Origin of the sequence: Pseudomonas agronomica (assembly GCF_025917275.1) — a bacterium.
GTDB classification, from domain to species: domain Bacteria; phylum Pseudomonadota; class Gammaproteobacteria; order Pseudomonadales; family Pseudomonadaceae; genus Aquipseudomonas; species Aquipseudomonas agronomica.
The window spans coordinates 1-11,352 of the sequence record NZ_JAOSHO010000142.1; the positions used below are offsets into that span (position 1 = coordinate 1).

Annotated in this window: 8 protein-coding genes; 2 read left to right on the forward strand and 6 right to left on the reverse strand. The window is 63.5% G+C overall.

The annotated features are described in order from the left end of the window. Positions 1–47: 47 nt before the first annotated feature. From OC610_RS12695 to OC610_RS12715, 5 genes are all read right to left on the reverse strand, one after another. Positions 48–1,544, reverse strand: coding sequence for a sensor domain-containing diguanylate cyclase (locus OC610_RS12695; protein ID WP_264428107.1), 1,497 nt, complete (start codon positions 1,542–1,544; stop codon positions 48–50). Between the two features lie 145 nt (positions 1,545–1,689). Next, positions 1,690–3,057 carry a heavy metal sensor histidine kinase gene (locus OC610_RS12700; RefSeq protein ID WP_264428108.1) on the reverse strand — a complete coding sequence of 456 codons (1,368 nt, stop codon included), beginning with the start codon at positions 3,055–3,057 and terminating at the stop codon, positions 1,690–1,692. Continuing rightward, positions 3,044–3,718, reverse strand: coding sequence for a heavy metal response regulator transcription factor (locus OC610_RS12705; RefSeq protein ID WP_264428100.1), 675 nt, complete (start codon positions 3,716–3,718; stop codon positions 3,044–3,046). The genes OC610_RS12700 and OC610_RS12705 overlap by 14 nt, the downstream gene beginning before the upstream one ends. 9 nt (positions 3,719–3,727) lie before the next feature. After that, entirely contained in the window at positions 3,728–6,841 is a 3,114-nt protein-coding gene (locus OC610_RS12710; protein WP_264428102.1) for a multidrug efflux RND transporter permease subunit, read from the reverse strand. Further along, positions 6,838–7,995 carry an efflux RND transporter periplasmic adaptor subunit gene (locus OC610_RS12715; protein ID WP_264428103.1) on the reverse strand — a complete coding sequence of 386 codons (1,158 nt, stop codon included), beginning with the start codon at positions 7,993–7,995 and terminating at the stop codon, positions 6,838–6,840. The genes OC610_RS12710 and OC610_RS12715 overlap by 4 nt, the downstream gene beginning before the upstream one ends. 342 nt (positions 7,996–8,337) lie before the next feature. Between OC610_RS12715 and OC610_RS12720 the strand changes: the two genes are divergently transcribed. Next, on the forward strand, positions 8,338–8,595 hold the full coding sequence (locus OC610_RS12720) for a hypothetical protein (RefSeq protein WP_264428104.1): 258 nt from the start codon (positions 8,338–8,340) through the stop codon (positions 8,593–8,595). A gap of 30 nt (positions 8,596–8,625) precedes the next feature. Here the strand turns inward: OC610_RS12720 and OC610_RS12725 are convergent, their stop codons facing one another. Beyond that, positions 8,626–9,594 (reverse strand): LysR family transcriptional regulator, encoded by a 969-nt coding sequence (locus tag OC610_RS12725; protein ID WP_264428105.1) that lies wholly within the window; start codon positions 9,592–9,594, stop codon positions 8,626–8,628. Positions 9,595–9,918: 324 nt separating this feature from the next. Here OC610_RS12725 and OC610_RS12730 point away from each other — a divergent pair. Next, a partial coding sequence (locus tag OC610_RS12730; protein WP_264428106.1) for an efflux transporter outer membrane subunit occupies positions 9,919–11,352 on the forward strand: 1,434 nt, incomplete at its 3' end.

Consider the following 11,352-nt stretch of genomic DNA (forward strand, 5'->3'; position numbering starts at 1 on the left):
TTCGCGAGCAGGCTCGCTCCCACAGGAGAAGTGCGACCGAAACGGCATCACATCGCGCAGACGACCCGATTACGTCCGCTGGCCTTGGCCTGGTACAGCGCCTTGTCCGCAGCAAGCAAGAGTTGCTGCAGCTCGCCATACGGCCCGTTTACCCAAGTGGCAATGCCGATACTCACCGTCATGGGCGCTTCACCCTCGACGACAGGTGGCAACTGCTCCACCGCGTCGCGAATGTTCTGGGCCATGGTGAAGGCGCCGGCGGTGGTGGTCTCTGGCAGCACCACCGAGAACTCTTCACCGCCATAGCGCGCCGCCAGGTCGGCAGGGCGTCGGACGTGTTGGCCAATCAACTGCGCCAAGTTGCGCAGGGCTTCGTCGCCCTGTTGGTGACCATGACGATCGTTGAACACCTTGAAGTGATCCGCGTCGATCATCAGCACAGACAGCGGTTGGCCCGAACGCTGGGCGCGCTGCCATTCCCGATGCAGCGTTTCGTCCAGGGTTCGGCGGTTGGCCAGGCCGGTGAGGGAATCGACGGATGCCAATTGGGCCAGTTCCCGTTCGGCGATGTGGCGGCGTCGCAACTCACGGCGCAGCAACCAGGTGAGCCAGAGCAGGCTGATGCACAGCGCGCCCGTGGCGCCACTGACCAGGAGCGCGGTACGTTGCCAGGATGCAAAGACTTCCCGGGAGGAGAGCGCGACCACGACGATCAGCGGTAAGTCACCGACTTGGGAAAAGGTATACAGGCGTTGTGTCTGATCGACGCTGGATATGCCGGAGAAGCTGCCGTTGCCTTCGCGCAGGATGCGTACGAAGTTCGGTCGATTGCTGAAGTTCTTGCCGATCATGTCTTCAGCCAAGGGGGGCTCCTGGGCCAGCAGCGTTCCGTCGGCGCTGACCAGGTTGACCGTCCCGCCGCGACCGATATTCAGGCTTTTGAACAACTGGCTGAAATAACTCAGGCGCATCGCGGCCTCGGCCACCCCGACGAACTCGCCCCGGTCGTCGTCCAGGCGATAGCTGAAGCTGATGCGCCAGTCGTGCGGCTCGCTTCGAGCCCGGAAGGGGCGACTGATCATCATGCGCGGGCTTGGATCCTGGACATGTGACTGGAAATATTCCCGTTCGGCGTAGTTGCCTTTGCGTGGCTCGACCGAGGCCGAGTCAGCAATCACGTCGCCGCGCTTGTCGAGCAAAAAGATATCGCCTTTATAAGGCGCTGCGGTGGCGCGGTCGAACAGGGCAAGGTGGCGGATCGTTGGCGAAACGTCCTTGAGGTCCTGGCGTTTTGCCGCGGCAATCAGGCCCTGCAGTGAAACATCGTAGAGTTCTACGTTGCGCAGCACGTCGGCGTCGATCAGTTGCACGATGTTGCTCGCCGCACGTGTCGCCGCCTGCTGTGCGCTGGCATGTTCGCGAATCAGCAGGTACGTCACGATACTCAGGATGGCAATGACAACCAGCGAGCTGGCCAGAACGAGAACCCGTTCCGAACGTATCGAAAACGGGATATTGCCGGGTGTTGCACTGCTCGCGCTCATGATTCCGATCTGCATTGTCATGTGGCTGGGATCCTTCCCATAGGCTGCTCGTCTACAACTGCCGATGGCCGGCAGAGACAATACTGGCCTTTTGCAAGATTGTGCTCGGGACACTGGAATTGAGCAATCCACATCGTGGCTTATTTCAAGCCGGCAAACGGATTCCAAAAGTATTTGCGCCGCGGTCGCTGCGCACAAACACATCGCCGCCATGCATCAACGCGATCGCCTTGACGATGGCCAGGCCCAACCCGTGGTTGGCGCCGCTGTTGCTGCGTGATGCATCCACCCGATAGAAGCGTTCGAACAGGCGCGGCAAGTGTTCGCCGGCGATCGGTTCGCCGGGGTTAGTGACGCCGAGGGTGACCTGGTCGCCAACGGCTTCGATGCGCACGTCGATCACCTGGCCCGGCGCGGTGTGCTGGACTGCGTTGCTGAGCAGATTGATCAGGGCCCGGCGCAGGTGGGCGATTTCGATCGTGGCTTGGGCGTCGCCGTGGACGCGAACCTGGACCTGGGCGTCTTCCAGAATGAAATCCAGGTAGTCGAGGGTGGTTGCCACTTCATCGGCGAGGGACGTCGTGGTCAGCTTGGTGGCCTTGCTGCCCTGGTCCGCGCTGGCGAGGAACAGCATGTCGTTGATGATGGAGCGCAGCCGCTCCAGCTCCTCGAGGTTCGATTGCAGCACTTCGAAGTAATGCTCCGCCGAGCGCCCCCGGGTCAGCGCCACCTGGGTCTGGCCGATCAGGTTGGTCAGTGGGGAGCGCAGCTCATGGGCCACGTCCGCGTTGAACGATTCGAGCCGGGAGTACGCCTGTTCGACCCGATCGAGGGTGGTATTGAACGAATTGACGAACTGGCTGAGTTCCGGGGGCAACGGTGACAGGCGCAAACGTCCGGTGAGGCGCGGCGGGGCCAGGCGTTGGGCTTCGTCGGAGAGCTTTATGAGCGGCTTGAGACCGATGCGCGCGACCCAATAACCCAGCAGCGAAGCCAGCAGCACACCGATACAGGCCAGGCTCACCAGTGCCACCAGCAAATGATGCTGGGTCTGATAGAACGTCTCGGTGTCGATGCCGATGATGAAGCGCAGGGGCGGGCGTTGGTCCTTGGCCGGGAACTGGCTCACCAGGACTTTCATCGGATAGTGCCGATCAGGCAACGTCAGGTCGCGCTTGCCCAACGGGCCTTGGGCAACGGCGCGAACCTGCGGATCGGGGTTGCCGTATTCAAAGCGCGGGTCGCCGCTGACGATCCAGAAATGGATGCGCTTGTCTTCTTCGCCCAGCAACCGCAGCTTGTTGTTGATCTTCACCCAATGCTCAGACGTGCCGAACCGACCAACAGTGGATTCCAGCACGCTGTAGCGGGCGTCGAGTTCCGCTTCCGGCAGCAGGCCCAGGCCTTTTTCGACCTGCTGGTACAAGGCGCCGCCAATCAGCAGGAACACCAGCGCCGCCACCAGCGTGAACATGCCGCTCAGGCGCAGCGCGATGCTGTTACTCACCTCGATTCTCCAGCACGTACCCCATCCCTCGGATGGTGTGCAAGAGCTTGTGCTCGAAGGGCCCGTCCAGCTTGGCCCGCAGGCGCTTGATCGCCACCTCGACGACGTTGGCGTCGCTGTCGAAGTTGATGTCCCAGACCATTTCGGCAATGGCCGTCTTTGAAAGGATTTCGCCCTGGCGGCGGGCGAGGACGCTGAGCAGCGAGAATTCCTTGGCGGTCAGGTCCAGGCGCTGGCCAGCCCGGGTGGCCTTGCGGCTGATCAGGTCGATCCACAGGTCGGCAATGCTGACCTGCACCGGTTCGTGGCCGCTGCTGCGGCGGGTCAGGGCTTGCAGGCGCGCCACCAGCTCGAGGAAGGAAAACGGTTTGCCCAGGTAATCGTCGGCACCGTCGCGCAGGCCTTTGATGCGGTCTTCGACCCGTTCGCGGGCGGTGAGCATGATGACCGGCGTCTGCTTGCGGGCGCGCAAGGCACGCAGCACGCCAAAACCGTCCAGGCCCGGCAGCATGACGTCGAGTACGATCACCGCGTAGTCGCTTTCCAGGGCCAGGTGCAGTCCCTCGACGCCGTCCGGCGCCACGTCCACGATATAACCCTGTTCGGTCAGGCCGCGGTGCAGGTAGTCCGCGGTTTTTTCTTCGTCTTCAATGATCAGGACACGCATGGCCCGGCCTCAGTCTGCATTCGCCGGCACCGCCGTCGGCGCAGGGCCGGGCCGATGGGCAGGTCGATGGAACAGTCGCTCCAGCCACAAGTATATGACCGGTGTGGTGAACAACGTCAGCGCCTGGCTGACCAGCAGGCCGCCCACGACCGCGATGCCCAATGGCTGGCGCAGTTCGGCGCCGGGACCATAGCCGAGCATCAGCGGCAGCGCGCCGAGCAGGGCGGCGAGGGTGGTCATGATGATCGGGCGGAACCGGGTCAGGCAGGCCTGGAATATCGCCTCCTGGGGCGCCAGCCCGCGGTTGCGCTGGGCATCGATGGCGAAGTCGATCATCAGGATGCCGTTCTTCTTGACGATACCTATCAGCAGCACCAGGCCGATCAACGCCATGATCGAGAAGTCCTGGCCCAGCAGCCAGAGCATGATCAGCGCGCCAAGACCGGCCGAGGGCAGGGTGGAAATGATGGTCAGCGGGTGCACGAAACTCTCGTAGAGCACGCCGAGAATGATGTACACCGCCACCAGCGCCGCCAGGATCAGCCACGGCTGGCTTTTCAGCGAGCTCTGGAACGCCTGGGCCGCGCCCTGGAAACTGCCGGTGATGGCGGCCGGCATGCCGATCTCGTTCTTGGCCTGGTCGAGCAGGCGCACCGCATCCCCCAACGCCACGCCTGGGGCCAGGTTGAACGACAGGTTGGCGGCCGGGAACATGCCGTCATGGGCAATCGACAGCGGGCCGTTGGCGGGCGCATCGAAGCGGGCCAGGGCCGAGAGCGGCACCATTTCCCCACTCAGCGGCGAGCGCAGGTAGAAGTACGCCAGGCTTTCGGCCTTGCCACGTTGCTGGGTGTCCAGTTCGAGAATCACGTTGTACTGGTTGGTCTCGGTCTGGAATTCATTGATCTGGCGCTGGCCGAACGCGTCGTACAGCGCCTGGTCGACATCGGTGGCGGTGAGGCCGAAGCGGGCCGCTGCGCTGCGGTCGATGTTGATGTGGGTGATGCTGCCGCCCAGTTGCAGGTCGTTGGAAATATCACGGAACGCCGGAATGCTGCGCAGCTTGTCGGTGAGTTTCTGCGTCCAGGCATTGAGGGTCGGCCCGTCATTGCTCTTGAGCACGTACTGGTACTGGGCGCGGCTGGGGCCGGAGCTGAGGTTGATGTCCTGCCCGGCCCGCAGGTAGAGCACGACGCCGGGGATCTTCTGCAGTTTGGGACGGATACGATCGATGAAGCCGCTGGCCGATACATCGCGCTCGCCCCGGGGCTTGAGGGCGATCCAGAAGCGGCCATTGGCGATGGTCTGGTTGTTGCCCGAGACGCCGACGGAATGGGAGAAGGTCTGCACCGCCGGATCGGCGGCGACGATCTCGGCCAGGGCCTTGTGCTTGGCCACCATGTCCGGGAACGACACGTCGGCGGCGGCTTCGCTGGTGCCCAGCACCAGGCCGGTGTCCTGTACCGGGAAGAACCCCTTGGGAATGAACACGTAGCCCACCACTGCAAGCGCCAGGGTCAGGCCGAACGCGCTGATCATCAGCTTCTGGTGAGCCAGGGCCCGCCGCAGGCCTCGCTCATACCCGCCCAGCAGGCGCTCGCCGAAACCTGGGCGATCATGGGCGTGGTGTTTCGGCGCGCGCATGAACAGCGCGGCCAGGGTCGGCGCCAGCGTCAGGGACACCACCACCGAAATCAGGATCGTCGAGGTGGCAGTCAGCGCGAACTCCTTGAACAACCGTCCGACCACGCCGCCCATGAACAGGAGCGGAATGAACGCCGCCACCAGCGAGAAACTGATGGACACCACGGTGAAGCCGATTTCCCCGGCGCCCTTGATGGCTGCCTCGCGCATGCCATCGCCGGCCTCCAGGTGCCGGTGGATGTTCTCCACCACCACGATGGCGTCGTCCACCACGAACCCCACCGAGATGACGATTGCCACCAGGGTCAGGTTGTTCAGGCTGAATCCCATCACGTACATCAGGGCGAAGCTGGCGGTCAACGACACCCCCAGCACCGCCGAGACAATCAGCGTCGCCGAGAGCTGGCGCAGGAACAGCGCCATCACCGCCACCACCAGCAGCACCGCGATCAGCAGGGTGATTTCCACTTCATGCAACGAGGCGCGGATGGTCTGGGTGCGATCGATCATCACCTTGACTTGTATCGCCGCGGGCAGCATGGCTTCCAGGGTGGGCAGGGCGGCCTGGACGCGGTCGACGGTCTCGACGATGTTTGCGCCCGGTTGGCGGAAGATCACCAGGTTGACGCCGGGTTGATCATCGGACCAGGCCTGGACGTAGGCGTTTTCCGAACCGTTGACGACCTTGGCGATGTCCTTGAGATGGACCGGCGCGCCGTCCCGGTAGGACACGATCAGCTCACCGTACTCCTCGGGCTTGAACAGCTGGTCGTTGGTGGACAGCGTGGAAATGCTCGACTCACCGTACAGCGCGCCCTTGGCGAGGTTGAGGCTGGCCTGCTGGAGTGACAGGCGAATATCGGCCAGGGTCAGGCCGATTGCCGCGAGTCGGTCGGCAGACGCCTGGACCCGGATCGCCGGGCGCTGCTGGCCGGTGATGTAGATTTGCCCGACGCCATCGATCTGGCTGATCTGGCGGGCGAGCAGGGTCTCTACGTAGTCGCTCAGTTCGGTGCCTGGCATGAGGTCGGAGCTGATGCTGAGGATCAGCACCGGGCTGTCGGCCGGGTTGACCTTGCGCCAGGTCGGCAGGTTCGGCATGTCATTGGGCAGCTTGCCGGCGGCGGTGTTGATGGCCGCTTGCACTTCCTGGGCAGCGGTGTCGATGCTCTTGTCGAGGGTGAATTGCAGGATCAGGTTGGTCGAGCCCAATGCACTGCTGGAGGTCATCTGGGTGATGCCGGGGATGGCGCTGAATTGCACTTCCAGCGGGGTCGCCACCGACGACGCCATGGTTTCGGGGCTGGCACCGGGCAACTGCGCGTTGACCTGGATAGTCGGGAATTCCGCCTCGGGCAACGGCGCGACAGGCAGGCGCGGAAAGGCGATCAGCCCCAGCAGCACCAGGGCGAACGTCAACAGCACCGTGGCGATGGGGTGATCGATGCACCACGCCGATATCGAACCGCGGCCCTTCATGGCAGTGCCTGCCCGGTCTTGGCGAGGGCGGGCGGATCGCTGAGCACCTGGATGCTGGCGCCGGGCTTGAGGCGTGACTGGCCGTCGCTCACCAACTGATCACCGGCGTTTACACCTTTGATGATGTGCATGCCGCTGTCCTGGTACACCATTTCCACCGGCACGCTTTCCACCTTGTCGCCCTGGACCCGGTACACGAAGTGTTGCTCCAACCCGCGTTGGACCACGGTCGGCGGGACCACCAGGGCCCCCTTGTCGACGGCGGTCTGGATCTTCAATGTCACCAGTTGTCCCGGCCAGAGTCGTTGGGCGGCGTTGTTGAACTCGGCCTTGGCGCGCAGGGTTCCGGTGTTGGTGTTGATCTGGTTGTCGATGAGACTGAGGCGCCCTTCGCCCAGCAGTTCCCCGGTGGCGCCGTCGGCACCGATGTAGGCCTTGACCAGGGCCTGGTCAGGGGCGGCGATCAGGCGCTGCAGCGTCGGCAGCATTTGTTGCGGCAACGAGAACTCCACCGCGATCGGGTCGATCTGGGTCACGGTGAACAGGCCTTCGGCATCGCTGGCGCGCAGGAAGTTGCCTTCGTCCACGTTGCGAATGCCGACGCGACCGGTTACCGGGGAGCGGATCTGCGTATAGGAAAGCTGTACCTGCGCGGAGTCGATGGCCGCCTGGTTGCCCTGGGCCGTGGCCTTGAGCTGATTGACCAGCGCCTGTTGCTGGTCGTAGGTCTGCTTGGATACGCCGTCGTCGACGCTCAGCAACTTGTAGCGCTTGAGATTGACCTGGGCCACGGCCAACTGCGCCTGGCTCTCGCCGAGTTGGGCGCGGGCCTGGTCGAGACTGGCGCGGATGGAGCGGTCGTCGATGGTTGCCAACAAGTCGCCCTTCTTGACCAGTTGTCCTTCCTTGACCAGCAGCTTGGTGAGAATGCCGTCGATCTGCGGGCGGATCACCACGCTGTGCAGCGACAGTACCGTGCCGATGCCGCTGGCAAAGCGCGGCACATCCTTCTCGACCACGCTCACGACTCTCACCGGTACGGCGCTCGCAGCACTGGGTTTGGTGGCGACGGGCTTCATCGAGAACCACAGGACCAGCGCCCCCAAGGCGACCAACAGTGCGACGAGCAGGAACGTTTTTTTCTGAATGTGCATGGGTGCGAAGAGCCGGTTCGGGACGGTGGGATTTCTATCTGTCTTATATAGCGTTGCGAGGCGGTCAGGAAGGTGACGGCTAGCTGTCAGGGCTGTCAGTTTCGTCCCGGTTTTCCGTCAGACGGAGCTTCACCCTTGCATCTGCTCCGTGGCACCGCGGTTTCGGGCGGGTATACTGCTGCGTTTCGCGGCTCACCTATCGAGCCCGCATACTCAATTGTGGCGAGGGAGCTTGCTCCCGCTGGGCTGCGAAGCGGCCCCATTTCCGTGAGCGCTTCGCACTCAAGCGGGAGCAAGCTCCCTCGCCACGGGTTGTTGTCCCACTTCAAGTGAATAATTCAAATGACTTCCCCAATACCATCGCCCGCAGACGAACGCTTGCCCGGCGAATTGTCTGGCGAGACGGACAGCGATGTTGCCAACGCCGACGACAGCAAGGCGGCGATCCCGGCCTTCAAGTTCCCGTTCAAGCCCGGTGAACTGGCGGCAGCCAAAGGTGCCGGGCAACAGCCCTGGTACAAGAACGGCGCGAAGAACGGCCACACCAAGACCCCCGGTGCCGCGCCGCCCGGTACCCGTCGTTCGATGGGCAAGCGCTGATATTTTTTGCCTTGGTGCACGGTCGCGGATTCAGTTCGCGACCCGTGCCCCGGTCAAGCTTCCGCTCAGTTCATAGGCCGTCAGTTCGGCCTGGTGCGCCGCGAGAATTTCCGGCAACGACCCTCGCAGGTACTCGACCCACGTCTTGATCTTCGCATCCAGGTACTGGCGCGACGGGTAGATGGCGTAGAGGTTCAGCTCCTGGGAACGGTAATTGGGCATGACCCGCACCAGCGTGCCGTTGCGCAAGCCTTCGATGGCGGCATACACCGGCAGCACCCCCACCCCCATGCCGCTGGTGATCGCGGTCTTCATCGCATCGGCGGAGTTCACCAGGAACGGCGAGCTGTTGATGGTGACCATCTCTTGGCCTTCCGGGCCGTCGAACACCCATTTCTCCAACGGAATGACCGGGCTGACCAGGCGCAGGCAGGCGTGGTTGAGCAGGTCGCCGGGTTTCTGTGGGCAGCCGCTGGCTTTCACATAGGCAGGCGAGGCACAGACGATGCTGTAGGTGATCCCCAGGCGCTGGGAGACGAAGCCCGAATCCGGCAATTCGCTGGCGAGCACGATGGAAACGTCATAGCCCTCGTCGAGGATGTCCGGCACGCGATTGGCCAGGGTCAGGTCGAAGGTCACGTCCGGATGGGTCTTGCGGTACCGGGCAATGGCATCGATGACGAAATGCTGGCCGATGCCGGTCATAGTGTGGACCTTCAACTGCCCGGCCGGGCGCGCGTGGGCGTCGCTGGCCTCGGCTTCCGCTTCTTCGACATACGCCAGGATCTGTTCGCACCGCAGCAGGTAGCGTTTGCCGGCCTCGGTCAGGGCGATGCGCCGGGTCGTGCGGTTGAGCAGGCGGGTTTGCAGATGGGCTTCCAGGTTGGAAACCGCACGCGAGACATTGGCTGTGGTGGTATCGAGCTGCACGGCGGCAGCGGTGAAGCTTCCCGCTTCGGCAACACAGCTGAACGCGCGCATGTTTTGCAAAGTGTCCATGGAGGGCTCTCTTGGAAGGTGCCAAATTGTGACATGAAGTTACAGCGCTACGGGACCCGACTAATGGATTATCGCGTTTACGGTAACAAAGATTCGCAGAAAGGTCGGCTTATCGCCGTTGGGGTCGGTCCCTAGAATTGCTGCCACTGCAGGATCGGTCTGGCTTCAGAGGACCTGTGGGAGCGAGCTTGCTCGCGATGGGGTCCTGGCATTCACCCCATGTGTCGTCAGTGAAGGCCTCATCGCGAGCAAGCTCGCTCCCACAGGTTTGCCGTCATCCGCAGACCGTCGTCATGCCCTTTATCTTTCAGGAATATTGCGCCAGTGCCGCGTTGCATCAGCAGAGAGCTGAAGACTCTCAGTGTTTGGGTTTTGACGTTGACCATCAGCGGTTGCATCGGCACGGGGGGGATTGCACCGCAAGGCGAGGCATTGTCGCCCAACCAACTGGTAACCGACGAAGCGATTCGCGAGGCCGCCCGCGACGCCCATTGGCCCACCCGCCAGTGGTGGAAAGCCTATGGCGATCCGCAACTTGATCGTTGGATGGACTTGGCCGTGCAAGACAGCCCAAGCCTGGCCATGGCCGCCGCCCGGGTGCGGCAGGCCAGGGCCATGGCCGGTGTCGCCGAAGCGGCCGAGTCGTTGCAGATCAATGGCGAGGCAACCCTCAAGCGCCACAACTGGCCGACCGATCAGTTCTACGGCCCGGGCGAGTTGGCCAATACCACCACCTGGGACAACAACGCCGGCCTGGGCCTGAGCTACGCCCTGGACCTGTGGGGGCGCGAGCGCAACGCCAGCGAGCAGGCTGTCGACCTGGCCCATGTCAGCGTTGCCGAGGCGCGGCAGGCGCAGTTGGAATTGCAGAACAATATCGTGCATGCGTACATCCAGTTTTCGCTGCACTACGCCCAGCGCGATATCGCGGCCGCGACGCTCCGTCAACAGGAGCAGATTCTCGAACTCGCGCAGAAGCGCCTGGACGGCGGCATCGGCACCCACTTCGAGGTCAGTCAGGCCCAGGCGCCGCTGCCCGAAACCCATCGTCAACTTGACGCCCTCGACGAAGCCATCGCCTTGAGCCGCAACCAATTGGCCGCGCTGGCGGGCAAGGGGCCGGGTGACGGCGCGGGCCTGCAACGCCCCACCCTGGCGTTGGGGGCGGCGTTGAAATTGCCGTCCGCGTTGCCCGCCGAACTGCTCGGCCAGCGCCCGGATGTGGTTGCCGGGCGTTGGCAGGTGGCGGCCCAGGCCCGGGGCATCGATGTGGCCCGGGCCGGTTTCTATCCCAACGTCGACCTGGTGGGCAGCCTGGGCTACATGGCCACCGGCGGCGGGGCGCTGGAGTTCCTGACCGGCAAGAAGCTCACCTACAACGTCGGCCCGGCGATCTCGCTGCCGATCTTCGATGGCGGGCGCCTGCGTTCGCAGTTGGGCGAGGCGGCTGCGGGCTACGACATCGCCGTGGCCCATTACAACCAGACGTTGGTGACCGCACTCAAGAGCATTTCCGACCAGTTGATCCGCCGCGAGTCGATGGATAAACAACAGGTTTTCGCCGCCGAGTCCGTCGCCGCCGCCCAGCGCACCTATGACATTGCGCTGGTCGCGTTCCAGCGCGGGCTGACCGACTACCTCAACGTGCTCAACGCCCAGAGCCTGTTGTTCAAGCAACAACAAGTGCAACAACAGGTGGAAGCGGCGCGCCTGAGTGCCCATGCCGATCTGGTCACCGCGTTGGGCGGCGGGCTGGAG

Bases quoted from the DNA above. Each gene is read 5' to 3' on its own strand.
- OC610_RS12695 (WP_264428107.1), bottom strand. From the start codon at position 1,544: ATGAGCGCGAGCAGTGCAACACCCGGCAATATCCCGTTTTCGATACGT.
- OC610_RS12705 (WP_264428100.1), bottom strand. From the start codon at position 3,718: ATGCGTGTCCTGATCATTGAAGACGAAGAAAAAACCGCGGACTACCTG.
- OC610_RS12710 (WP_264428102.1), bottom strand. From the start codon at position 6,841: ATGAAGGGCCGCGGTTCGATATCGGCGTGGTGCATCGATCACCCCATC.
- OC610_RS12715 (WP_264428103.1), bottom strand. From the start codon at position 7,995: ATGCACATTCAGAAAAAAACGTTCCTGCTCGTCGCACTGTTGGTCGCC.
- OC610_RS12720 (WP_264428104.1), top strand. From the start codon at position 8,338: ATGACTTCCCCAATACCATCGCCCGCAGACGAACGCTTGCCCGGCGAA.
- OC610_RS12725 (WP_264428105.1), bottom strand. From the start codon at position 9,594: ATGGACACTTTGCAAAACATGCGCGCGTTCAGCTGTGTTGCCGAAGCG.